The organism is Micromonospora sp. CA-259024, assembly GCF_050936255.1.
Lineage (GTDB): Bacteria > Actinomycetota > Actinomycetes > Mycobacteriales > Micromonosporaceae > Micromonospora.
Map to the genome: position 1 here is coordinate 571,200 of NZ_JBNJND010000002.1, position 23,140 is coordinate 594,339.

At 69.5% G+C, this 23,140-nt stretch carries 24 protein-coding genes and 2 tRNA genes; 9 read left to right on the forward strand and 17 right to left on the reverse strand.

Annotation, left to right across the window (positions count from 1 at the left end; translation table 11 throughout):
* Positions 1–115: 115 nt before the first annotated feature.
* Genes ACQEUX_RS21935 through argS form a run of 3 tightly spaced genes read right to left on the reverse strand, consistent with a single transcriptional unit; the run spans position 116 to position 4,492 of the window.
* On the reverse strand, positions 116–1,426 hold the full coding sequence (locus ACQEUX_RS21935; RefSeq protein WP_433057051.1) for a homoserine dehydrogenase: 1,311 nt from the start codon (positions 1,424–1,426) through the stop codon (positions 116–118).
* Between the two features lie 8 nt (positions 1,427–1,434).
* Positions 1,435–2,820 (reverse strand): diaminopimelate decarboxylase, encoded by a 1,386-nt coding sequence (gene lysA, locus ACQEUX_RS21940; protein ID WP_433051414.1) that lies wholly within the window; start codon positions 2,818–2,820, stop codon positions 1,435–1,437.
* A gap of 4 nt (positions 2,821–2,824) precedes the next feature.
* Positions 2,825–4,492, reverse strand: coding sequence for an arginine--tRNA ligase (gene argS, locus ACQEUX_RS21945; protein WP_433051417.1), 1,668 nt, complete (start codon positions 4,490–4,492; stop codon positions 2,825–2,827).
* A gap of 97 nt (positions 4,493–4,589) precedes the next feature.
* Between argS and ACQEUX_RS21950 the strand changes: the two genes are divergently transcribed.
* The 4 genes from ACQEUX_RS21950 (at position 4,590) to ACQEUX_RS21965 (ending at position 7,379) form a co-directional block, all read left to right on the forward strand.
* A complete protein-coding gene (locus ACQEUX_RS21950; RefSeq protein ID WP_433051420.1) occupies positions 4,590–5,402 on the forward strand; it encodes a DUF3105 domain-containing protein in 813 nt (270 codons plus the stop codon).
* A gap of 8 nt (positions 5,403–5,410) precedes the next feature.
* Complete coding sequence (locus ACQEUX_RS21955; RefSeq protein ID WP_433051423.1) at positions 5,411–6,079, forward strand: DUF305 domain-containing protein; 669 nt, start codon at positions 5,411–5,413, stop codon at positions 6,077–6,079.
* A gap of 443 nt (positions 6,080–6,522) precedes the next feature.
* Positions 6,523–7,215, forward strand: a complete 693-nt coding sequence (locus ACQEUX_RS21960; RefSeq protein ID WP_433057053.1) for a winged helix-turn-helix domain-containing protein — start codon at positions 6,523–6,525, stop codon at positions 7,213–7,215.
* A 92-nt stretch (positions 7,216–7,307) separates the two neighbouring features.
* A tRNA-Arg gene (locus ACQEUX_RS21965) sits at positions 7,308–7,379 on the forward strand.
* A gap of 152 nt (positions 7,380–7,531) precedes the next feature.
* Here the strand turns inward: ACQEUX_RS21965 and ACQEUX_RS21970 are convergent.
* From ACQEUX_RS21970 to ACQEUX_RS22025, 12 genes are all read right to left on the reverse strand, one after another.
* Positions 7,532–8,899 carry a tyrosine-type recombinase/integrase gene (locus ACQEUX_RS21970; RefSeq protein WP_433051425.1) on the reverse strand — a complete coding sequence of 456 codons (1,368 nt, stop codon included), beginning with the start codon at positions 8,897–8,899 and terminating at the stop codon, positions 7,532–7,534.
* Positions 8,896–9,117, reverse strand: a complete 222-nt coding sequence (locus ACQEUX_RS21975) for a helix-turn-helix transcriptional regulator (RefSeq protein ID WP_433051428.1) — start codon at positions 9,115–9,117, stop codon at positions 8,896–8,898. Before ACQEUX_RS21975 ends, ACQEUX_RS21970 begins: the two co-directional genes overlap by 4 nt.
* 487 nt (positions 9,118–9,604) lie before the next feature.
* Entirely contained in the window at positions 9,605–11,203 is a 1,599-nt protein-coding gene (locus ACQEUX_RS21980; protein ID WP_433051431.1) for a YfjI family protein, read from the reverse strand.
* Entirely contained in the window at positions 11,200–12,102 is a 903-nt protein-coding gene (locus tag ACQEUX_RS21985) for a bifunctional DNA primase/polymerase (protein WP_433051434.1), read from the reverse strand. The genes ACQEUX_RS21980 and ACQEUX_RS21985 overlap by 4 nt, the downstream gene beginning before the upstream one ends.
* A 12-nt stretch (positions 12,103–12,114) precedes the next feature.
* The gene (locus ACQEUX_RS21990; protein WP_433051437.1) at positions 12,115–12,354 is read right to left on the reverse strand and encodes a hypothetical protein; all 240 of its coding nucleotides are present in this window, start codon (positions 12,352–12,354) and stop codon (positions 12,115–12,117) included.
* On the reverse strand, positions 12,354–12,608 hold the full coding sequence (locus tag ACQEUX_RS21995) for a hypothetical protein (RefSeq protein ID WP_433057055.1): 255 nt from the start codon (positions 12,606–12,608) through the stop codon (positions 12,354–12,356). Before ACQEUX_RS21995 ends, ACQEUX_RS21990 begins: the two co-directional genes overlap by 1 nt.
* A gap of 35 nt (positions 12,609–12,643) precedes the next feature.
* Positions 12,644–12,892: a hypothetical protein gene (locus ACQEUX_RS22000; protein WP_433051440.1), complete on the reverse strand. Its 249-nt coding sequence runs from the start codon at positions 12,890–12,892 to the stop codon at positions 12,644–12,646.
* Between the two features lie 142 nt (positions 12,893–13,034).
* Complete coding sequence (locus ACQEUX_RS22005) at positions 13,035–15,263, reverse strand: cell division protein FtsK (RefSeq protein ID WP_433051443.1); 2,229 nt, start codon at positions 15,261–15,263, stop codon at positions 13,035–13,037.
* Between the two features lie 90 nt (positions 15,264–15,353).
* Complete coding sequence (locus tag ACQEUX_RS22010) at positions 15,354–15,704, reverse strand: hypothetical protein (RefSeq protein ID WP_433051446.1); 351 nt, start codon at positions 15,702–15,704, stop codon at positions 15,354–15,356.
* Between the two features lie 266 nt (positions 15,705–15,970).
* A complete protein-coding gene (locus ACQEUX_RS22015; RefSeq protein WP_433051449.1) occupies positions 15,971–16,957 on the reverse strand; it encodes a hypothetical protein in 987 nt (328 codons plus the stop codon).
* Positions 16,954–17,328, reverse strand: coding sequence for an RRQRL motif-containing zinc-binding protein (locus ACQEUX_RS22020; RefSeq protein WP_433051452.1), 375 nt, complete (start codon positions 17,326–17,328; stop codon positions 16,954–16,956). Before ACQEUX_RS22020 ends, ACQEUX_RS22015 begins: the two co-directional genes overlap by 4 nt.
* A complete protein-coding gene (locus tag ACQEUX_RS22025) occupies positions 17,328–17,573 on the reverse strand; it encodes a DUF6284 family protein (RefSeq protein ID WP_433051455.1) in 246 nt (81 codons plus the stop codon). Before ACQEUX_RS22025 ends, ACQEUX_RS22020 begins: the two co-directional genes overlap by 1 nt.
* Positions 17,574–17,916: 343 nt before the next feature.
* Here ACQEUX_RS22025 and ACQEUX_RS22030 point away from each other — a divergent pair, with 343 nt between their 5' ends.
* From ACQEUX_RS22030 to ACQEUX_RS22040, 3 genes are all read left to right on the forward strand, one after another.
* Positions 17,917–18,330: a hypothetical protein gene (locus tag ACQEUX_RS22030; RefSeq protein WP_433051458.1), complete on the forward strand. Its 414-nt coding sequence runs from the start codon at positions 17,917–17,919 to the stop codon at positions 18,328–18,330.
* A gap of 73 nt (positions 18,331–18,403) precedes the next feature.
* Positions 18,404–19,891, forward strand: a complete 1,488-nt coding sequence (locus tag ACQEUX_RS22035) for a helix-turn-helix transcriptional regulator (RefSeq protein ID WP_433051461.1) — start codon at positions 18,404–18,406, stop codon at positions 19,889–19,891.
* A gap of 1 nt (position 19,892) precedes the next feature.
* On the forward strand, positions 19,893–20,834 hold the full coding sequence (locus tag ACQEUX_RS22040; RefSeq protein ID WP_433051464.1) for an NAD-dependent epimerase/dehydratase family protein: 942 nt from the start codon (positions 19,893–19,895) through the stop codon (positions 20,832–20,834).
* A gap of 31 nt (positions 20,835–20,865) precedes the next feature.
* On the opposite strand, the gene ACQEUX_RS22045 is transcribed toward ACQEUX_RS22040, so the two are convergent.
* Together ACQEUX_RS22045 and ACQEUX_RS22050 are read right to left on the reverse strand one after the other, a co-directional pair.
* Entirely contained in the window at positions 20,866–21,783 is a 918-nt protein-coding gene (locus tag ACQEUX_RS22045; protein WP_433051467.1) for a hypothetical protein, read from the reverse strand.
* 25 nt (positions 21,784–21,808) lie between these two features.
* Positions 21,809–22,288, reverse strand: coding sequence for a DUF6932 family protein (locus ACQEUX_RS22050; protein WP_433051470.1), 480 nt, complete (start codon positions 22,286–22,288; stop codon positions 21,809–21,811).
* A 226-nt stretch (positions 22,289–22,514) separates the two neighbouring features.
* Here ACQEUX_RS22050 and ACQEUX_RS22055 point away from each other — a divergent pair, with 226 nt between their 5' ends.
* Together ACQEUX_RS22055 and ACQEUX_RS22060 are read left to right on the forward strand one after the other, a co-directional pair.
* Positions 22,515–22,715, forward strand: coding sequence for a hypothetical protein (locus ACQEUX_RS22055; RefSeq protein ID WP_433051473.1), 201 nt, complete (start codon positions 22,515–22,517; stop codon positions 22,713–22,715).
* A 177-nt stretch (positions 22,716–22,892) separates the two neighbouring features.
* Positions 22,893–22,977: transfer RNA gene (locus ACQEUX_RS22060), tRNA-Arg, on the forward strand.
* Positions 22,978–23,140: the final 163 nt, after the last annotated feature.

The window sequence follows — 23,140 nt, forward strand, 5'->3', positions numbered from 1 at the left end:
GCGCCGACCTGAGCATCAGGCCACCTTGGACCAGCCTTCCGGAGCGGTCGACGGCACACCCCGGCTTACCCACCTGGCGGGACGACCAGTTCCTCCCCACGCCGGGACAAACGACTCAGACCCCGCCCTCGACCCGCAGCACACTGGTCACCGACCGGACAATGTCCAGACCGCGCACCTCGCCGACCGTCGCGGCGAGCGCGGCGTCGGGTGCCACGTGGGTGACGATGACCAGCTCGGCGTCGCCGTCACGACCGGGCGACCCACTCGCCGAGCCCTGACGTACGGTCGCGATCGACACGTCGTGCCGGGCGAAGACGCTCGCGACCGAGGCCAGCACACCAGGACGGTCGGCCACGTCGAGGCTGACGTGGTAACGGGTCAGCGCCTCGCCCATCGGCCGGACCGCCAGGTCCGCGTACGCGCTCTCGCTGGCCGCGCGCACCCCGGCGAGCCGGTTGCGGGACACCGCGACCACGTCACCGAGCACGGCGCTGGCGGTCGGCGCGCCCCCCGCGCCCCGGCCGTAGAACATCAGCTGACCGGCCGCGTCCGCCTCCACGAAGACCGCGTTGAACGCGTCGCCGACGCTGGCCAGCGGGTGGCTGCGCGGGATCATCGCCGGGTGCACCCGGACGCTGACCGTCTCCTGGCCGGTGGGGTCGACGCCCCGGGCCGCGATGCAGAGAAGTTTGATCGTGCAGCCCATCGCCTGGGCGCTGGCCACGTCCGCGGCGGTCACCTCGGTGATGCCCTCGCGGTGCACGTCGGCGGCGCCGACCCGGGTGTGGAACGCCAGTGAGGCGAGGATCGCAGCCTTCGCCGCCGCGTCGAAGCCCTCGACGTCGGCGGTCGGGTCGGCCTCCGCGTACCCCAGTGCGGTGGCCTCCTCCAGGGCCTCGGCGAAGCCGGCGCCGGTCGCGTCCATCGCGGAGAGGATGAAGTTGGTGGTGCCGTTGACGATGCCGGTGACCCGGTTGATCCGGTCGCCGTGCAGCGACTCGCGCAGCGGGCGCAGCAACGGGATGGCGCCGGCCACGGACGCCTCGTAGTAGAGGTCGCCACCGCCCTCGGCGGCCGCCTCGTGCAGGGCCACGCCGTCCTCGGCGAGCAGTGCCTTGTTGGCGGTGACCACGCTCTTGCCGACCCGCAGCGCCTCGACCAGCCAGCCCCGGGCCGGCTCGATGCCGCCGACCACCTCGATCACGACGTCCACGTCGTCACGCTTGATCAGGCCGAGCGCGTCGGTGGTGAACAGGGACGGGTCGACCGGCAGGTCCCCCCGGTCGCGGCCGAGCCGGCGGACAGCGATGCCGGCGATCTCCAGCGGAGCGCCGACCCGGGCGGCCAGGTCGGCCGACTGCTCGTGCAGCAGCCGGACCACCTCCTGGCCGACCGTGCCGCAGCCGAGCAGCGCCAAGCGCACAGGTGACGTCATCCCACATCCAAAGCGAGCAGGTCCTCTTCGGTTTCCCGCCGGACGATCAGGCGCGCCTGGCCGTCGCGCACCGCGACCACCGGTGGCCGGGGCACGTGGTTGTAGTTGCTGGCCATGCTCCGGCAGTACGCACCGGTGCCGGGCACCGCGACAAGATCTCCGGGCTGCACGTCGGCGGGCAGGAATTCATCCTTCACCACGATGTCCCCGGACTCACAGTGCTTTCCCACCACGCGGGCGAGCATCGGCTCCGCGCCCGAGGCCCGGGAGGCCAGCGTCGCCGAGTAGGACGCGTCGTACAGGGCGGTGCGGATGTTGTCGCTCATCCCGCCGTCGACGCTGACGTACGTCCGGATGCCCTCGAGGTCCTTGACCGTGCCGACCTCGTAGAGGGTGAACACGGCCGGCCCGACGATGGCCCGCCCCGGTTCGATCGACAGGTGCGGCACGGCCAGGTTCTCCGCCGCGCACTCCGAGTCGACGATCTTGCGCAGCCGCTTGGCCAGGTCCTGCGGAGTCGCCGGGTCGTCCTGGGTGGTGTACGCGATGCCGAAGCCGCCGCCCAGGTCCAGCTCGGGCAGCTCCACGCCGCGTGCGTCGCGGATCTGCGACTGCAGGGCGAGCACCCGGCGGGCCGAGACCTCGAAGCCGCTCGCGTCGAAGATCTGCGAGCCGATGTGCGAGTGCAGACCCCGCAACTCCAGCACGCCCTCGTCGAGGATCTTGAAAGCGGCGGCGGCAGCGGCCCCGCCGGCCAGCGAGAAGCCGAACTTCTGGTCCTCGTGGGCGGTGGCGATGAACTCGTGGGTGTGCGCCTCGACGCCGACGGTGACCCGGACCAGCACCCGGGGCCGGACCCCGCGCTCGCGGGCCAGCGCGGTCAGCCGGTCGATCTCGGTGAACGAGTCGACGATGATCCGTCCCACCCCGGCATCCAGAGCCCGGGTCAGCTCGGCGACCGACTTGTTGTTGCCGTGGAAGCCGATCCGCTCCGGCGGCATTCCGGCCGAGAGCGCGGTGGCCAACTCACCTCCGCTGCAGACGTCCAGATGCAGCCCCTCCTCGGCGATCATCCGAACCACCGCCCGGCAGAGGAACGCCTTGCCGGCGTAGTAGACGTCCTCGGTCGGGAAGGCCGTCCGGAAGTCGCGGCAGCGCGAGCGCAGGTCGGCCTCGTCCAGGACGTACACCGGGGTGCCGAACTCGGCCGCGATGTCCCGGACACTCAGGCCCGCGACGGCGAGCGCGCCGTCGGCACCACGCGTCACGCTGCGCGGCCACAGCGCCGGCATCAGGGCGTTGACGTCCTCCGGGGTACGCAGCCAGGCCGGCCCCCGGTTGCTGATGTCCGCGTGCAGCGCACCGGCCTCGTGAGCGCGCATGGCGTCACATCCTCTCGGGGGCGGAGACGCCCAGCAGGTGCAGCCCGTTGGCGATCACCGTGCGGGTGGCGTTGTTGAGCCAGAGCCGCGCGCGGTGCAGGTCGGTGACCTCCTCGTCGCCCAACGGCAGCACCCGGCAGTTGTCGTAGAACCGGTGGAAGGAAGCCGCGACGCTCTCCTCCAGGTAGCGCGCCACCCGGTGCGGCTCACGCAGCTCGGCGGCGGTCGCCACCACCGCCGGAAACTCCGCGAGCGCCTTGAGCAGTTCGTTCTCCTTCTCGTGGTCGAGCAGTTCGGGGCGGAACGCGTCGCCGTCGCCGGGAACCAGCCCCACCTCGGCGGCGTTGCGGGCCACGCCCGCCGTTCGCGCGGCGACGTACTGGACGTAGTAGACCGGGTTGTCGCGGGTCGCCCGCGTCCACAGCTCGATGTCGATGTCGATCGGGGAGTCACTGGAGTAGCGGGCCAGCGCGTACCGGGAGGCGTCCACACCGATCGCGTCGACCAGGTCCTCCAGCGTGATCACGGTGCCCGCCCGCTTGCTCATCCGCATCGGGGCACCGTCGCGCAGCAGGTTGACCAGCTGCCCGATGAGGATCTCCAGGTTGCGCTCCGGGTCGTCACCGAAGCAGGCGGCCATCGCCTTCATCCGGCCGATGTAGCCGTGGTGGTCGGCGCCCAGCATGATCACGACCCGCTCGAAGCCGCGCTCCCGCTTGTCCAGGTAGTAGGCGCAGTCCGCGGCGAAGTACGTCCATTCGCCGTTGGACTTGCGCAGCACCCGGTCCTTGTCGTCGCCGAAGTCGGTGGTGCGCAGCCAGGTCGCGCCCTCGGACTCGTAGAGGTGCCCCTGCTGGCGCAACCGGGCCAGGGCGAGGTCCAGTTCGCCCCGGTCGTGCAGGTCCTTCTCGTTGAAGTAGGTGTCGAACTCCACCCCGAAGTCCCGCAGCGAGGAACGGATCTCGTCGAACATCAGCGCGACACCCTCGGCCCGGAACACCTCCTGGGCGGCGGCGTCGTCCAGGGTCAGCACCTCCGGGCGGCGGGCCTGCACCTCGGCGGCGATCTCGGCGATGTACGCGCCGCCGTAGCCGTCCTCCGGCGCGGGCTCACCCCTGGCGGCGGCGAGCAGCGACTTGGCGAACCGGTCGATCTGCGAACCCGCGTCGTTGAAGTAGTACTCCGTGCCGACGTCGGCGCCGGTGGCCCGCAGCAGCCGGCTCAACGCGTCACCGACGGCCGCCCAGCGGACCCCGCCGATGTGCACCGGCCCGGTCGGGTTGGCCGAGACGAACTCGAGGTTGATCTTCTCGCCGGCCAGCCGCTCGCTGCGGCCGTACTCCGCGCCGGCCTCGACGATCACCCGCGCGAGCTGACCGGCGGCCGCCGCGTCGAGCCGGATGTTCAGGAAGCCGGGCCCGGCGATTTCCACCGATTTGACGCCGGCTGCCCGACCCAGCTCGTCGGCCAGGGCGGCGGCCAGCTCCCGGGGCGGGACGCCCACCTTCTTGCTCAACTGCAGGGCGAGCGTCGAGGCGTAGTCGCCGTGCTCGGGGTTGCGCGGTCGCTCCACCACCGTGCGCTCCGGCAGCGCGGCGCGGTCGAGCCCACGCTGCTCGAAGACGGCGTGGGCGGCGGCAAGGACGACCGAGGCGAGTTCTGCAGGAGTCACCCAACCATGTTATCGGGGGTAGACTCGGGCACTCGGCGGCTACCCTGCGCGTCATCCGGCCCGCCACTCCCCTGACCGACCGACTTGACGAGGCACGATGAGCATCAGCACCCCGGGTGGCCCTGAGCGCCGCCCGACCGTGGTCAGCACCGGCAAGAAGCCGGCCGCGGGCCGGCCGGCGTCCGGCGCCAAGGCCGGTTCCGGCAAGCCGACGGGCAAGCCGGCGGGCTCCCCCCGGGCAGGTGGCAAGGGCCCACGCAAGCCGATCGCCCCGGTCAAGGTGAGCCAGGGCCGCGCCTGGGGCCCGATCGCGCTCTTCGTCGCGGTGGGCGTGCTCGCGGCCGGCATCATCGGGTACGGCGCCTGGGCGTCGTTCCAGGGCTCCAAGCCGTGGGACAAGCGGGCCAACGCCATCGACGGCATCGTCAACATCCGCAAGTCCGACCCGGACAGCCTGAAGTACGAGTCACACCAGTCGGGCCCGCTGACCTGGAAATACTCGCCGCCGGTGGGTGGCGTGCACAACGCCGCCTGGCAGAACTGCATGGGCGACGTGTACGACGCCCCGATCGCCAGCGAGCACGCGGTGCACAGCCTGGAGCACGGCGCCGTGTGGATCACCTACCGGCCGGACCTGCCGAAGGACCAGGTCGACAAGCTCGCCGGCAAGGTGCGCGGCGTCGAGAAGATGATGATGAGCCCGTACGAGGGCCTGGACAAGCCGATCTCGCTGCAGGCGTGGGGCTACCAGCTCAAGCTCGACAACGCCGACGACTCGCGGATCGACGAGTTCATCAAGGACCTGCGGGTGAACGCCTCCGCCGAGGGCCCGACGGCGCTCTGCAACACCGGCATCACCGCCACCGGCACCACGCCGCGTGAGCTCCCGCAGCAGCAGCCCACCCAGTAAGGACGGCAATGACCGCCCCCGCCACCACCGACAGCGAGCACGACGAGATCCCGGCCGCCCCGGACAAGGGCGGCCGGGCACCGGCGTCGCGCTACGGCCTGCTGGCGCTCGCCATCATGCTGGTGGTGGGGCTCCTTCTCGGGTACGCGGGCGGCCTGCTCACCCCGCGGCTCACCCGACCCGGTGACGCCTCGGTCGAGGCGGGCTTCGCACGGGACATGACGACCCACCACGCACAGGCGGTGGAGATGAGCCTGATCGCGTACCGGTCGGCGACCCTTCCCGAGGTGCGGCAGATCGCCGTCGACATCGCCACCGGGCAACAGGGCGAGATCGGCGCCATGCAGACCTGGCTGCGCGAATGGGAACTGAGCCCGACCGGGTCCCAGCCACCGATGTCGTGGATGGCCGACGGGGTCACCGTCAAGGACGGGCTGATGCCGGGCATGGCCACGCCGCAGCAGATGGCGGCTCTACGTGACGCGCAGGGCATCGAGGTCGACCGGCAGTTCCTGGCCCTGATGTACAACCACCACCTGGGCGGCATCCACATGATCGACGCGGCGCTCGGCGAGACCGACAACGCCGAGGTGCTGCGGGTGGCACGGACGATGAAGGCCACCCAGCAGACCGAACTGAACAACCTCCGGCAGCTCCAGGCGCAGGCCAAGGGCTGATCCACCGGACGGGCACACCGGGCCCGCGTCACCGCCGCATACCGGCAGGGCGCGGGCCCGCGTCACGTCGGCTTACGGCCCGCGCCACGTCAGCGCGGGGCGTGCACCACGTCAGCGCGGGGCGTGCGGAATGTCGGCGCACGGCCCGCCTCATCTCGAGGCGGGTGCGCCACGTCGGCGCGGGTGCCGGCCGGCGCCCCGGCCCACCCGGGTTCGGGCCATGATCGACTCGGCCTCAAGGAAACCGGGCTGTCGACGCGACCAGGACACCCCGATGTCCAGGAACCCGAGTCGATCAAGGCGTGTCTCCGCAGGCCCGTGCACTGCACGACGGCACCGACGCCCCTTGTGGGCGTTTTGCGAGGGAGAGGCGATTACGTTGCTTAGAGAGTTTTCTCCCCACATATCGTGACCAGTTGCGATTCGGGCTCGTTGCCCAAGACGTGGGGGTTGCACTCAGAGACGCACGGCGTTCGGTCACCAGTTGGTGCCGACGCCACACCATCGGCGGTGACGGGGCGGTGGCAGCCGTCCGTCGCGGACAGCGGCAGGGCGAGCCGGGAATGCTCAGCCGCGAACAGGAACTCGAACTGATCGACACACTGCGGGGCGTCCACCCCGACGAGTTCGGCCTGGACGAAGAGCTGTGGACGCGGCAGAGCCTCACCACGCTCATCCAGCGACGATTCGACCTGCCGCTGGACTCCGGCGCGGTCGGGGCGTACCTGCGGGCCTGGGGGTTGGGTCCGCGGGAGCCGCGCGAGCGCGCCTGCGGGCTCTGCGTCAGCGCGGTCGAGCGCTGGGTCCGCAGCGAGTACCCGGCGATCACCCGGGCCGCCCAGGAGCACCTCGCGGAGGTCTACTGGATCGGCCGGGTCCGGCTGCGCGGCACCATGCCGGCGGCCGACGTGATCTCCGCGGTCTCGTCCCGCGGCCGGGTACGCTTCATGATCACCACGCCGACGGTCGACCCACCGCTCCCCCGCGACTTCGTGCTGCGGCTCAGCGGCGAGGAACAGCGCACCGTGCACCTGATCGTGGACGGCTCCTGGCCGCGCAACGAGTGGCCGCGCCGGCTCCCCCGACGAATCGTCCTGCACCCGCTGCCCAGCTGCGGGCGGGCGATCGCGGCCTGAGCACCGGGTGGGCCGGTTACCGACACGATCGGCTCACCCGATACCGATTCGGCGTACGCGGAGGAGGTTTGCTAGTCTTCTCCAGTCGCTGAGCCCCCGTAGCTCAGGGGATAGAGCACCGCCCTCCGGAGGCGGGGGCGCAGGTTCGAATCCTGCCGGGGGCACACTTGCTAAGAAAGCTTTGACCAGTACGAAAAGGCCCCCCGACCAGGGAAAACCCGGTCAGGGGGCCTTACTCGTGTGTCCGGCTGTGTCCGGCCGTCAGCGGCCCATGGCGAGCGTCTGTGCCATATCCGTGCCAAAGTTCGGACGCCGGTCAGTCGTGGCCAAACGCTCGCTCGACGCGTTGCCGGAGAGCAGCCTCTCCGCCGTCTAGGCACTTGGCGTAGATCCTGAGCAGCACCTCCACCGACTGCCCAGCCCAGTCGGCTACCTGGGTCGGCGGCACTCCCCCGTTGAGCTGTGTCGACACGGCGGCGTGCCGCAGGTCGTACGGGGTGCGTGCCAGCGGGGAGGCGTAGACCTCGGGCGTAAATACGGCGGCGCGTGCCCACCGCCATACGCGGTTGATCGTCCCCTTCGGCAGTTCCTCCTTGTTGCGTTCCCCCACGAACAGCCGGCCGTCCGGGCTATAGCCGAACAGTTCTACGTGGGCATTGATGATCGCGGTCAGTTCCGGTGGGCATGGAACAGTGCGCGTCTCACCTCGGGCGCGTTGCTTGAGTTGGCGGCTATCTCGGTTCTTGCCGCTGTCGGTCCATTCTCGGCCCGCGTGCGGGTCTGCTCCGTCAAGCGTGAACTCTCCCCACCCTTTCTCGGGTAGATGCAAGTTCGGCTTTGCAAGGCGAACGGCTTCTTCTGGCCGCATCGCCGCGTAGTACAGGCAGGCGTAAAAAGCGACCATGCGCGGCCCGATACGCCCCTGCTCCCGCACCCCGTTCAGCAGCGTCCGCACCTGCACCGGGTTAGCCACCGATCGCCTGTCGATCGTCGTAACGGTCTTCGGTGGCTTCCATTTCAATTGCGGGAGCGGATTTGCCGGCAGCATCCGCCTTTCCACCGCGTATTCGATTGCTGTGTTGAATATCTTCCGTCGGCGGCTGATGACGCTTGGCGCGGCCGGCGCTCCGTTGAGTCGCACCGTGAGGCCGTCCAGCACCGGCCGCAGCACCTCCGGACGACTGAGGCTTGCCACATCACGCGTGTTCCGCTTCACCCAACTGAGCGTCTTCGCCACCTCGTCGGGAACGCCCTCGGCGTTGCGGCGTGTGGTGTTGAAGGCCCAGCGGCCTAACGCGTGGCGAAGCAGCTTGCCGTCCGGTCGCCCTCTTGCATTGGTCAACATGAGCACGGTAAGCGCCGTCAGCGCTTCGGCGTGGGTGCGCCTAGTCGTGGCGGCCACATGCGGCCACTTCATGTCGGCGAATGAACAAGCTAGCTCGTACCACGACATGGTGATCGTTTCGCGTCGCATCGTGATCGGAAGCCCCGATTCGACGTCGAATGCCTCACCCTTTCGGGAAGCAGTTACTAGCTCGGACCGAAATCCTTCCGCGAGAGCTTTTGTCTTGAATACCTCTTTGCGTGACTGACCGGCAGCCCGCCAACGAACACGGTAGGTGCGACTCTTTTTCCCTTCGTAGGTTTCGATTGACCAGATTCGTACGTCGTAGGTGGTGTTCAAGCGGCCTCCTCATAGAGCGATTCAAGCCAGGATTCGTAGTCGCGCCGCTCGATTCGAATCTCTCCGTTCGGCAGCTTGCGGGCCGGTGGCCCCTTCCGCTTTGCTCGCCAGTCATAGAAGGTCGACCGGCTGATTCCGAGGTCGTCGCAAACGTCGGCAATGGTGAGGTGACGGGCGATGCGAGGTGTCCCCCGCGCGGGGCGATTCGGGGTGGTCATGGGCGGATGCCCTCCCTCGGGGTGGCGTGGAGGTAGATGCGCTGGAACAGCAGGTGCGGAGTAGGGCGGTTGCGCGTCCCGGCTGTTTCAGCCGGGGTGCTCTGCGGCCTGATCCGCGTCCTGGGTGCCGTCCGGGCGGCGCAGGTCACTTGTGGAGGGTCGGGGTGGCGTTGCGGCAGGAGCGCGTAGGACGGCCCGCTGAGAGCGCCGCAGGGGCAAGATCCGGGCAGGGTTGGGGTAAGGCATAGGACGGTTTCGTCTGTGTGGCTCTCAGCGGGCCGTTTCCTGGTGCCGACGGCCCGGCGGCGGGGCGTATGCGGGTCGGGAGGGGGCCGGGAAGCGTTGACACGTTGACAATCGGCGCGCGCGGCCACGTTTTCGCAGGTGAGGGCGGGTGTCGGGGTGTCAACGCCCCCCGTTGACAAGCGTTGACACCCGTTGACACCGGGTCGACCGGCGGCGGATTGTCAACGCCTGTCAACGGCTGTCAACGCGGCCCGTTGACACCCTCGCGGGTGCTCTGAGCTGCGGAAACATCGGCGTCGGGGGCGGTTGTCAACGTGTCAACGCCTTCGGGCACCTCGGCCACGGCGCGGGGGTGCAGTTCGTAGCGGCCGTCCGGCCCGTTGCGGACCCACCCGAGGGCGGCCAGCTCGGCGAGCACCGCCGACACCTCATCGGACTTGGGCAGCCGCCGGGAGACGCGGCGGTGTAGCTCCCGGCGGGTGAAGGTGGTCATGCCCTTGGTGGTGAGCACGCCGAGCACGTACCGGGTGTTCTCTATCGCGGTGTCGCTGCCGATGGTGGTCAGCGCGGCGCGGTAGTGCGCGGCGAAGAACTCGGCCAGCCTCACGGCGTCGGTCATCCGGTCGGCGTCGATCGGGCGTCGCCACGCGTCGGCGGGGTGGTGAGCGACGTGCAGCAGCCCGGCCAGCCGCAGTGTTGCGCCGGAGAGCTTGTTGCCCCACTCCCGCATGTCGTGCAGCGTCCCTCCGGGCCGTAGCTGCGCCTCCACCTCCTGGGCTGCGGCCAGCCGCACCCGCCCGGCCTCGGGGGTGAGGGTTACGGCGGCGGTGTCTTCCCACTCGGCGAGGGTGGCGGCCAGGTCGTGCACCCGGTGCCGGTAGCCGGCGGTCACCGCCTCGGGCACCGGCTCGGTGTCGACAAGGCGGTAGCCGGCGAGGGATCTGGGCAGGGCGAACAGGAACCGTGCCGGCAGTCCTCGGCCGGCGAGGTCGGCGTTCCCGCCGAACTTGCGCAGCACGGTCGGTTGCGCCATGACGCACACGGTCAGCGCGGGTTTGTCGACCGAGGCTCCCTCGCGGGTCTGTCGTTCGTTGCTCATCGGCTGCCCCGCGTGGCCTTTCAGGTAGGGGTCAAGGTTGGGGGCACCGGAGTACCGACCGGCGAGCGTGTCGAAGATCCCGCCTTCATCGCTGATGATCGCCATGCGTCCGCCGTTGGCGGCCATCAGGCCGATGAGGGCTTCCGGGGTGGCGTCGTCCACGATCAGGCGGGGCAGGCCGGGAACGGTGATCGCCTCGGCCGCGATGGCGGCGGCAACGGCCTCGGCGGCGGCCTCGTCTCGCTTGCTCGGGTCGCTGGCTTTCGCGGCTTGGGTTTTGGCTTGTTCGGCGTGCCGGTCGGCGATGTCCCGCAGCGCAGCGGCCTCGGCGATCCGAGGTCGCATCGCCTCTCCGAGGGTCGACTGTGCGGCGAACAGCGGTGCGGTCATCGCCCGGTGCACGGGTGACTTCCGCTCGCCGGGGCCGGCGATGACGGCGGCGAACACGTTCACGGGCTCCCGCCACCCGCCGACCGGCTCCACCTCCAACCGACCGCCCGCACAAGCGGAGAGCACGGCTACGGCGAGGGTGCCGGCCATCGCGGGGTCGGTCTGGGTGAAGCGGGCGACGCCGGTCACCATGTCGCCCAACCAGGCGGGGAACACGTCGACCGGGAACGGCGGCGGCGCGGTGGTCGGCCCGGTCAAGGGCACTGGAACATCCCACAGCGGCCCGCCCTTGGCCGGCTCGCCGGTGGCGTCCGGGTGGTCGGTGACCAGGTGCAGACGTGCGGCGCTCATGCGGCAACCTGCCGGGGCCGCTTGCTGCCGGCAGCCAGCCCGGATCGGATGGTGCGGGCCGTCTCGACGCTGCCCAACCCGGCAGCCGCTGCGGCCTGTTCCAGCACTCCCGAGGCGTCTGTCTCGGTGAGCGACCCACCGGCCGCAAGTTGCCCGAGCGCTACGGCAGCGATGTAGAGCGCCCGGTTGCGCTCCCCGGCCGGCGCGGTGGTCACCCGGCCGGCTTCCCGGCTGATCGCGGCCCGCACGTACGCGCCGCTGCGGTCGGTGGGCAGATCGACCACCACCGGGCGCTGCGGCGGTAGCGGCGCCGGAGCGAGTAGCCCGGCCAGCCAGCCGGGCAGCGGGGCGGGTTCGGTATCCAGGTCGACCCGGTAGGGCCGTCGGGCCACGGTGCTGCCGGCCGCGACGACGTAGCCGCCGTGGGCGCGGGTGTCGACCAGCGGGCCGAGGGTGCCGGCAGTGTTGCGCAGCGGGGGTCCGTCGTCGGGGTGCCGGTAGTAGAGGTGGGTGCCGCCTCCCCCGGTGGTCACGGTGTACGTCGGTTCGATGACGGCGGCGTGTGCGTCGGCCAGCTCGGCGAGGGTGTCCAGCCCGGTCGGCCCGGTGGTGCCATCCTTCGAGGTGTCGAGGTCGACCACCACCAGCCGTGACGGGCCGCAGGCCACCCCGATCCCGTACGGGCGGGCCGACCATGCCCGGTGGATGCGGGCCGCCTCGGTGGTGGCGCGGGCCTCCCACCCGAGGTGGTGACCGGCGGCGCGACAGCGCGGGTCGCGGCCGGTGCAGTCGTCGGCGGGGTGGTCGGGGAAGGCGGGTCGCTTGTCGTCGGGGCGTAGCGGGAAGACGTGCCAGCCGCGCCGGGCGTGCGCGAGCGCGGCGGTGAGCAGATCAGACATGAGTGCTCCTGTTCAGGCGGGGCGACGGAGAGCGCGGGCGGCGGTGAGGTCGATCAGCGCGCCCCCGACGCCGGTGCCGGGGGCCGCGTGGTGACGGGTGGTGACGGCGAGCCGCAGGTAAAGGCGGTAGCGGCCGGCGTCGACACCGCCCATCGGCCACCGCTGGCCGTGTTGGATGACGTGCCCGAGGTCGGCGAGGGCGGCAATGGCGGCGTCCAGCTCGGCGCGGGTGCCGCTGAGCCACGCCTCCATCAGCCGGCCCGCCTCGGTCGCGGCCGGGCGGTGATCGCAGCGCGGGTGACGGCCTCCCGCAGGTCGCCGAGCAGCCCGACCAACTGCCGGCGGGCGGCCAGCTCGGACGGGGCGAGCGCGACCCTGACGCGCACCTCGGCGTGTTCGCGGCCGGCGGCGGTGCGCACCCGCACGAGGACGGCGCGGGAGCGGCCGGCGACGTCGACCACGATCTCTTCCGATCGGTGCTCGCCGAGGCCGCAGCGGTGGTCCATCCCGCACCACTCGGTGTGGCCGGCGGCGCGCCGGCTCACCGGTTCGCCTCGGCCCGTAGCCGGTGGAAGTGGTTGTAGACGCGGCGGCCGGTGCGCAGCCGGTGGCCTCGGTCGCAGCGGCGGCAGGGACGCGGGCGGCGTAGCACGCGGGTGGTGATGTGGCCGGTTCCGGCGCACCGCTGGCAGGTCTTGACGGGCTTGACCCAGCACAGCCCGGCGTAACCGAGCGTGATCAGGGCGGGGATCGCGGCGAGGGTGATAGCGGCGGTCAGGTGGGGGTTCACGGGTGCCTCCTGGGCCGGTTTTTGGGTGCGAACGGCCGTGAGCTGCTATCTGCTAGATCGCAGCTCATGATTCGGATCGGGTGCTAGCGAGGGTGCTAGCGCTAGCAGGACGGGCCGCTAGCGCTAGCACCCTCGCGGCGGGTTAGCCGGCGGACCGCTTCCGGTCACGCTCCGCGATCGCGGCGAGCACGTCGGGGTGCTTGATACCGCGTCGGGTGGTGGCCTTGCCGTCGATGCGCCGCCCCACGTCGCCGACCTTCACGAGGGGGTGCGGCTTGAGCGCGGTGGTGAGCTGCGCCGCCTCCCACCCGCCGTAAACGTCGGGCCGCAGCTCGGCCAGCAGCGCGCACAGCGTCTCGTTCCACACGGCCTTCTCGTCGCCCGGCCACACCCGCGCCAGGTCGCCGAGGACATCCGCGACCGGGGCGACGTCGCGGGTCTGCTCGTCCAGCTTCGGCAGCGTCCCGGCCGTGGTGCGCAGCGCGACGGCGCGGGCGACGATGCGGGCGGCGGCGGTGGTGTCGACGTAGAACGACCGGACCGCTGACGCCTTCGCGCCGAAGCCGCGCAGGATGCCCCACCCGGCCTCGGCCACCGGCTGGAAGACGGTCGCCCGGTAGCCGTTCTTGTACGCCGACGTCCCGAGGATCATGTCGTTGGCGGTCTGGTCGGCCACGGAGAGGCAGAACCGGGAGTTGACGTTGCGGGTGATGCCGGTCGGCAAGCTGTCCTTGTCGGGGATCTGCGTGCCGATCAGGATGATCACGCCGAGCGCGCGGCCGAGCTTGATGACCTTTTCCAGGATGTCCCCGGCTTCCTTGCCGTACTTGCTGGTCATCAGCTCTTGCAGCTCGTCGAACCAGGCGACGAGGGGGTGAAGCCCGGAGCCCTTGAGCGACGCCAGTTCCGGGGTGACCTTGTTCTCAGGGGCCTTACCCAACCGGGCGTAGTGCTCGATGCGCTTCGACCGGCGGCGGCACTCCTCGTACAGCCACTCCACAAAGCCGAAGCAGCGGGCGAGGGTGTCGTCATCAAAGCCGTTGCCGTACTCGGCCATGACCGGCTCAAGCACGGCGAAGTCACCAACACCCTTCAACTCGTAGCCCCGGATCTCGGTACGGGCGTCGAGGGCGGCGGCCAGGATCAGATCCCGCAGCGCGAACGTCTTGCCGCTGCCGGGCTGGCCGCCGAAGAGGTAGTTGCGGAACATCAGGTCAACCGCAACGGTGTCCAGCCGGGGCGTGGTGGCGAACGGGAACGCCTTGAACACGTCGACCTTGGCCGACTCGGACAGCAGCGGCCACGCGGGTTGCTTCATCTGCGATGCCGGTTCGTAGCCGACCCACAACGCCAGCCGGCCCGTGTGACCGGGTGCCGGTTCGGGCCACACCTGGTCAAGCGGCAGCCGCATCGCCGAGGCGAGCCGGCCCCGGCGGGCGACGACCTCGGCGGCCTCCACCCCGTACGGGAGGTCGACCACGGCCAGGTGGCCGGGGCCGTCGCGGTGAATGTCGACCGGGAAGCTGATCGCCTTCGGGTCCTTGGCAACCGCCGAGTTGATCCCCGACAGTTGCAGCGACGTCAGCGCCCGGCGCACCAGCTCGGCGGTGAGCTTGCGGTAGCGGGTGCCCTCGGTAACCCGGTCGGTGAGGGGCTTGTCCGCCGGTCGGCCGAGGGTGGCCAGCAGCGGCACCACCGCCGCCAACGCCAGGTAGCGCCACCACGGCGGGCCGAGGGTGAGGACGATCGCCCCGGCGACGGTCGCGCCGGCACCGGCGGCGAGCACCCACCACCGCCACACGCTTTGGCGCTGCCGGCGGGCGTCGAGCTTGAGCCACACGTCCGCCTCACCACGGGTCGCGGCGGCCTGCCGTAGGTGCCAGTTGCCCTCTTCGGCGCTGGCCCAGTGCAGCGCCCGGCCGAGCCCGCGGAACAGGCCAACCGGTGCCCACACAGCGGTTTTCGCCGCGTACTTCGGCAGGCGCACCGCGTGGTAGGCGGTTACGTAGCCGGCATCCTTCGATTGGTGCCGCGCCGCAGCGCGCAGGCCGCGCCACGAGCGCGCCCACTCGGCCAGGATCGGCCGGCGCTCCCGCTGCCGGGCGAGCACCTCCGGCGGGATGTCCTCGGCCGCGTCGACCAGGCCGCCGAGGCGCTCCGGGCCGTCGTCGATCGTCTCGGCGTCCTCGCCGCTGTCGTCGGCGACGGTGTCGTCGTCGGCGTCGGCCGGTGGGCGGGGGCGCGGCACCCGGCGGGCGCGGGCGTCGTCCAGGTCGACCACCTCGGCATCCGGGCCGGCGGTGGTGGTGGGGTCGGTCAGGTCGTTCTCGGCGGCCTGCCAGTCGAAACGGTTCTCATCAGGGGCAGTCATGATGGGGGTTCCTCCAACGGTCGGGAGATCGGTAGGGGGCCGGCGGCGCGGCGCGGGTTGGTAGCCAGGTGGCCGCGCCGCCGGGCGGGGTCAGGAACGCGGCGGGCGGGTCGCGATGGCGGTCACCGCGAACGCGACCACGGCGACCGCGTGCAGCACGCGGCTGGCGGTGTCGTCGGCGGTGAACATGAGCACGAGGTTGGCCAGGGCCAGCGCGTTGAACACGTGCCAGATCCAGCCGGTGGGGCGGGTGGCCGGCGGGGTGACGCGGGCACCGTCGTCGAGGGCGGCAGCGGCCCACTCGTCGGAGTACGCGACGCCGTCGCAGGTCCACGGCCACGGATCGCGGTCAGACGGCCCGGTCTTCCGCGCGCTCCTGCCCTCGTGGGTAATGACGGTGCCGATCGGTAGGTCGGCCGGTTCGGGGGTGTGGTTGCTCATCGGTCGGTGGTCCTCCCATATGAGGTGGGCTAGCGGATCGGTCAGCGCTTGCGGGGCGGGCAGTCGTCGCAGGTCGTGGGCGGTTTGGCGTTGCCCCACAACGTGACGTAGTGCCGGCCGCAGGGCAGAAGGACGGTTCGGGAGTGCGCGGCAGCCGCGCGGCGGGGGATCATGGGTGTTCTCTCCCGGATGTCTGCAAGACGGATGGGGTGAGGCCGGCGGCACGGCATCGGTTTCCAGGCCAGGGGCCGTGCCGCCGGGCGGGGCTACTCGGTGTCGGTCAGGTCTGCGATGGCAGCGGAGAAGTGGTCCTGAACCAGAGTGATCACCAGGGCAGACGCGAACGCCAGGCCGGGAATCAGCAGGTGAAGCAGCACCTGCATGCCCTGCTCAGGCAAGCCGCCCGGGTACGCCTCGGTCAGCGACGGCATGACGTTCATCGCGGCAGTGCTGGCCAGCAGCCCATACTCGACTTTGCGGACGGTGCGCTCGTGGACGCTGCGGCCGACTGCGGAGAGCTGCCCTCGGGCGATGAGTAAGCCGACCAGCAGGATGGAAAACGCCGGGTCGACCAGCCAGGCGACCAGCCACGTCGGCGACCACGGCTCGGCGTGCCCGGCGGCGAACCGCTGAACGTTGACCATCGTGAACGCGAGCGCGAACAGCAGCGCCGACCACGCCATTGCCGTCCAGCGTGCGCGCTGGCGCATCAACCGGACCGCCTGGACATCCGGGTCCATCAGCAGTCGCCGCAACTGCCGAGCCTCCGCAGCTTTCGCGGTCCACTCCTGAACCCGCCGGGTCCGACCCTGCATTAGCGCGTCCCGCGCTGCCTGCATCCGCTCGGCCCGACGCTCACCCCGGCTCAGCCGGCGGTCCAGCGTGGGCGGGGCGGGCGTGTCCGGGCGACTGACCGGCGCGACCTGCTCGACCGGCTCGGGCGGCTCGGGCGGCGTGATCTCCGGCGCGGGCAACGGGTCCGGTACGACCAGCGGCGCGGCCTCGGGTGCGGCCAGTGCGGGTGCCGGGTCCGGCGTGGCCGGCTCGGTGGTGTCGACCGGCGGCGCGGCGGGCTCGGCCTTGAGCAGGGCGAGCAGTTCGCCGGCCTTCGGCGCGCCGATGCGGAACTCCCGCATGAGCCGGTTCCGCGACGGGAACACCTCCCCGTCCGGCAGGTCCAGCTTCCGGGCGGCAGGCAACAGGTCCTCGATCGGTTGCGGATAGCGGGTGCCGTTGATGGCGGGGGCGGTCATGCTGCGTCCTCCTGGGGGAAGGCGCACGCGAGGCATTCGCCCAACGAGCGCGGAATGAAGTACGGCCGAACCTGGCGGCAGACGCGGCAGGTCCGGCGGGCGGTCAGTGCCTTACCGATCGCGGCGCGCTGCGCGGGGGTCGCGGTGCGCTTCGGCGCGGCCAGGTCGACCCGGTACAGGTAGGCGGTGCGGGTACCGCCGACCCCTTGCCAGAGCACCTGAGCGGCGACGGGTTGACCACCGGGCCGCAGGCCAGCGGCGGTCAGTTGACGGCGGGTGGCGTAGCCGGGCGGGGCACCCCTCCACCAGAAGGTAGGGATGCCGTACCGCGCCCCGTCCGGATCCTGAAAGGCGGCGCGGATGCGGGCCATCAGGCCGCGCGGTGCGGGTCGTTACGGGCGGTCGTCTCGGTGGCGGCGCGGGTGACGCGGGCCTCGGCCCGGCGCACCCGACGCCAGTCCAGCTCGGTCGGGCCGCCGTGGTCCTCGGCGTAGAGCAGCGTGATCTCGGCGTCCAACAGGTCCAGCTCGGCCGCGATCAGCGGCCACTCCGCGTCGATCGCGGCCAGGTCAGCAGCGGTCGGCTCGGCGGTGATGAGGGCAAGTCGGTTCCGCACGGGAAACCTCCGGGAAGTCGTTGGAGCGGGAAGTCATGCAGTGCGCGCAACCCGCTTCACTCGCTCCGCTCGCCGGGACCTACCGGGGTCGACCACCATGTGGCTCAAGGCAGAGATGCTGCTCAGCGGCGCTACGCGCACTCATTCCTGTCGCTGTGGAGTTAAGAAGTAACGACCTGATCCGGCGATCCATGGGCGTACGGCAACTACGTGCCGCCGTTCCCCGGGCCATCCGGTCGGCGTAGCTGATTTCAGCGCTAAAATTAGCGCTGAAGTTGTGCGGTGTCAACGAGGTGGGAGGACTAGGATCAGCGGATCAAGTAGTCAGACAGGGAGGCGTCGGGTGGAGGATTGGCAGGCTGTGGCCAGCGCAATCAACGGCCGGATGGCCGATTTGCCGCTGTCGCAGCAGGAGTTGGCCGAGCGGTCCAAGGTGTCGGTTGCCACCCTGCGTGAGCTGCAAAAAGCGACGGCGACCCGCAAGCGGTCGGTACGCACGCTCGCCGCGATCTCTCAGGCTCTCGGCTGGCCGGATAACTACCTTCGTGCCGTGCTGACCGGGGCCACACCGCCGAACAGCGGCGGGGAAGCAGGAGGGGCGGACAGTTCGTCGCTGGTGCTCGCGCGGCTGGATCAGCTTCACGCCGAGGTGCGGCGGCTCGCGGATGCCGTGGAACGAATCGCGGTCGATGTCGGTCATGGCGATAAGGACACCAGTTCTGGACGCGCATCCGAACGCCGTTCACCAGCCGGGTAAACGCCGTCCACTAGGCATCGACTAGGCGTGGTTTGCGTCGGCCGGTGCCTACGCCTGCAAAGGAGGCCCCGTCGTGCCTGCTCGCGCCAGCGATGCCAGCCCGAATCTCGCGCTCTACAACCTCCGCGATGCGGCGGGCGAAACTCAGCAGGATGTGGCGGACGGGTTGAACCGCCTCGGGGTGGCGCGCGGAAAACGGTTGGCCGTGACCGCCAATCAGGTGAGCAGGTGGGAGCGGGGGATCACGTTCCCGTCAGCGCTCTACCGTCAACTCCTTGCCGAGCACTTCGGCGTCTCTGTGCAAGATCTTGGACTCACCAGGCAGCGCGTCACCCCCCAGCAGCGCGAAAGTCCCGAGAACGATTCCGGAGGTTTCGCGATCTACCAGGATCCCGTGTCTCACCCGCAGGCCGAGGAAAGCCAGGCAGAGTGGCGTGCGGTCCGGCGGAAGCTGAACGTTCACCGTGTGCAGCTCGCGCGCGAGGCAGCGCGCCTCTATGACGTGGAGCACCGAGTAGGTGACAGTGGCCTGATTGCGGCGCCGCAGTGGTTGCCGTCGACCCCGATTGAGCTGGCGCAGTTCGGAATCGGACTCGCCCCGGAAGGAACCGCACCCCTCGTCACCGGGACGGAGGATGCTGCGGCCGGCGTACGGCCGCTGGCGTCGGACGGGCGGCGGCACCAGCGCTACAGCCTCGCCCTGAGGGAGGTTGAACAGCCCCGGCTCTTTGAGAACCGGCTCGCGTGGCACCTCGCGGGAGTCGACTGGAGCCAGTCCGACCGTGCGCTCACGTTCACTACCGGCACGTACTTCGGTGGTGTCGATGTCTCGGAAGCGCTCGCGCACGAAATGGCCATGTACCACGTCGCTGGCGATGGAAGTGGCATCCTGCCGGCGTCCTGGCGAAACCTGGGCTTCCGGCGGCTCGTGGGTGACCCGTTCACGCCGAGCCGTCGACCGACAGCGCCGTCAACCGACACACTCACCCTGCGGGTAGACGACGACGGAGCGTCCTTCGTGCTGCACAACCGTGCCGCCGGCAACGTAGCCGTAGCCGGGGGCATGCTGCACATCATGCCGGCGGGAGTGTTCCAGCCGTCGAGCATCCTGCCTGCCGCCCAAGCGGCCGACTTCGACCTGTGGCGCAACATGATGCGGGAGTACAGCGAGGAGTTCCTCGGCAGTGCTGAGCATGGTGGCGACGGTGAGCCGGCGGACTACGGCGCGGAGCCGCTGGCAGCCTTCGACCGCGCGTACGCGTCCGGTGGGGTGCGGGTCTTCTGCCTCGGAGTCGCGCTCGACGCGCTCACCCTGTGGGGTGAGATTCTGACCGTCGCCGTGTACGACGGCCCCACCTACGATCACCTGTTCGCCAACATGGTCAGCTCCAACGATGAGGGAACCGTGGTCATGACTGGGCGGGTACGGCCAACCTCGGCGTTGCCGTTCACCAGGCACACCATCGACGAACTGACCGCCAGCGGGCGGCTGGCACCGGCGGCGGCCGGATGCCTTGAACTCGCGTGGGAACACCGCCGCACAATCCTGGGGAGAAGTTGACGTGCACGTACTGGTAACCGGTGGCCTGGGATTTCTCGGCCGTGCCGTCGCCCGTGACCTGCTTGCCGCAGGACACCGGGTCACGGCTATGAGTCGAGGTCGCGGTTACCGAACCGCACCGTCCGGCGTCGAGCTGGTGACGGGGGACATCCGGGACCGTGCGCGGGTCGCCGAGATCGTTCAGGAGGGCGGGTACGACCGAGTCGTACACCTTGCGGCGTTGACCAGTGGGCGAGACTCGTTCGCTGACCCGCTGGGTTACTTCGACGTCAACGCGACCGGCACCCTGAACCTACTCATGGCCCTAGACGCCGCGCGGACGACCACCGCGCCAGCTTCCCTGGTCTTCGCTTCGACCAATATCGTCTACGGGTCGCAGCGACACGGCGCTCTGTCTGAAGACCTCGACCCGCACCCCGAGAGCCCGTACGCGGCGTCGAAGGTTGCGGCTGAGCAGATGGTCGCGGCGTATGCGGCGACCGGAGCAATCGGGGCGGTCACCCTCCGACCCTTCAACATCGCTGGGGCCGTCGACGGCGTTACCGACACCGACCGCGCACGGATCATCCCGAACGTCTTCCGCGCGATCACCGGAGAACGCGACCACGTAAACCTCAACGGAGACGGTGCGGCAGTGCGAGACTTCGTGCATGTGGTCGATGTCGCCACCGCAGTGCGGCTCGCGCTAACCGTCTGCACACCAGGCACCAGCCAGACCATCAACCTTGGCTCAGGCATCGGAACAAGCATGGCCAGCGTCGTAGCCACCGCCGAACAGGTCACCGGCCACCCGGTGGCCGTCCGCCGTCAACCGCCTAAACCTGAACCGCCGGAGCTGATCGCCGACGTCAGTCGCGCCCACACCGTCCTCGGCTGGACCCCAGCGAGGTCCAAGTTGAGTGAGATCCTTGCGGACGCTTGGGAGGCATGGCCGCGTACCTAGCTCCTGCCGCTCGCAGCGCGGGGCCCCACGATCATTCAGATGTGGGCACACCAATGGCATGTGCTAGAACGACGAGGCGATAGCTCCTTCTCTCAGTGCCGGTGACGATTGAGCGAGCAGTCGTTACCTCAAACGTGCCCTGGACCCTCTGCGTGAAAAACTGGCCCAGCTCCGGGACTAATTCATCGATGACGGAGGCGGTTATGACCTTGCCGTCGTCCATTTGCAGCTCAATCCGATTCCGGATATCGCTCACGGTTCCTAGGCGACCTTCAATGACTGCCTGCTCTTCGGTTAGATGATTTCTATCTAGGACATCGCCGAGTCGTTGCGCAATCGGTTTGCTGAAAACTGCATCCCGTGCGTCTGCACCTGGCTTCTGCCATGAAATAGCAGCGCTCATGCCGGTGTCGGCGACAACACGTGATAGATCTGATAGGTGTTTAAATGCTCGGGCACCCAACGGCAGGACAGCATCTACGATGGGTTCCTCATCGAGACCCCCGTTATTCACTAGGCCGATTACATCGAGAACGCGGGTAACAGATTCATCCAAGATGTCAACCGAATCGCCTATCCCAGGAATCTCTCGCTGGGTCCCGTGTTGCTCGGGGCCCTTCAATACTGCTCCGAATGAGCCAGGAAAGGTAGCGGCGAGGCGGAGCGCCGTGGCTTCGCGCAGCGGCCCTGGTATTGCCGCTCGCGTCGTAATCTTCCCGACGATAGCTTGCGCAATGGACGAGACTGACTCTTGGAGGGAGGAAAGGAGTCGAGAGAGCGCGTCCACCCGCACTTCGTGACGCGTTACCGGGTTCCCCTCTAGGCGCAGTTCCAGAACCGAGCGAGCGGGCTCCCGTAAATCCGCCTGCATCTGCGCTAATCCCCGGGCACCGAGCGAGAAGCTGAAGGAATCACCGAAGGCGGATGCTTCGGCTAGTGGCTCGTCCAACTCGGCCGGAGTAAGAGGCGTAGGGTCACTGGCCATCCTTCACCTCCAAAATTCCTTTAACGAGCGTATCATCCTCGCGCACCCCAGTGAAGAACTTTAGCCACTTTCCCGCCATTTTACGGGCGACTGAACTTCGTGGGTCGCCGGGGGCCACCACGGGCGAAAGGAAGGAGTCGATCCCCCATCGATCTCGCGTCTCGTGACCGTTAAAGAGACCATCAAGCAGCATCTTTTTTCCTGGCGAAAGGCGATCCACATCGTCCGCCATAAGAAAAGTAACTACGTCGACGTCGCGCGGGTTCTCCTTATGGGTGGCAAAGCTGCCATCGATCCATTGGTACTGGATCGGCGCAATCCCGGATATGGCATCGCGGTGTTGCAGCCATCGTTCGAATAAGGATCGCCTCGATCTTGATCCAGGGAAGGATTCAACAAATGACGAACGAAACTCGTCGATTGTGACGATGTGTCGACCCGGCGGCAGGAAGCCATTCGGACCCAACATGCAGCCGTCCTTCCCAGGCATCCCCTGCTTAGGTGCGTGCCCTCGATGTGACTGTGCGTCTCGCCATCCTCTCGTTGCGCTCCCTGTCTGGCATCCACCGATTGGTCAACACGCGGACAGTCCGACCGGCAACGCCTTCGCCCCCAAGCTCTTCCATCGGCTTCGCTACCCCGTTACGTTCGTGACCTGATCGGCCGGCGGTAGGGGACTGGATCAAGGAGTGGACTTGGCAACTCGACGGGTGCTGTCCTGGCTGCCGGTGGGCTGGTCGGTGGTGGCTGTCCTATGTCTCTGGCTGACCATCGCCACGGTGCTTGATCCGGACGGGCCATGGTGGGTGCCCCTGACCTTCGCCGGATGCACGGTAGTGGCGGCAGGCAGTGTGGTGGCCTGGCTGCTTGAACGCCGCCGACGCAATCGACCGTAGGCCATCGTGCAAGGTCGCGAGAATCCGTGTTGCCGTACCTCTGTTGATCCCGCTGCGTGCTGGTCAGGGAGGCGATCATGGCGCCCTGTAAAGCCGCCTTCAGTGCCCTTGTCGTCATCATTCCCATGCCACATACGTGCCAAAGTTGCCCGCGCTGCCGCGCGTCTGCCAGCGCTCGCCCAGCTCAGTGGCATGATCGGGCCCGCAGAGGCACCGCCCTCCGGAGGCGGGGGCGCAGGTTCGAATCCTGCCGGGGGCACCAAGAAACAGTTTCCACCCGACCGTCGCCGGGCGCAGGAGCATGTTGGCTCCCCGCGCCCGGTTTTTGCGTTTCCACTCGCGGAAGCCCTGAACAGGCCACTCCCTGACCAGGGGAAGCACCCCACCAGCCAGCTCCGGCTTCCGGCCCGCCGCACCGCCCGGAC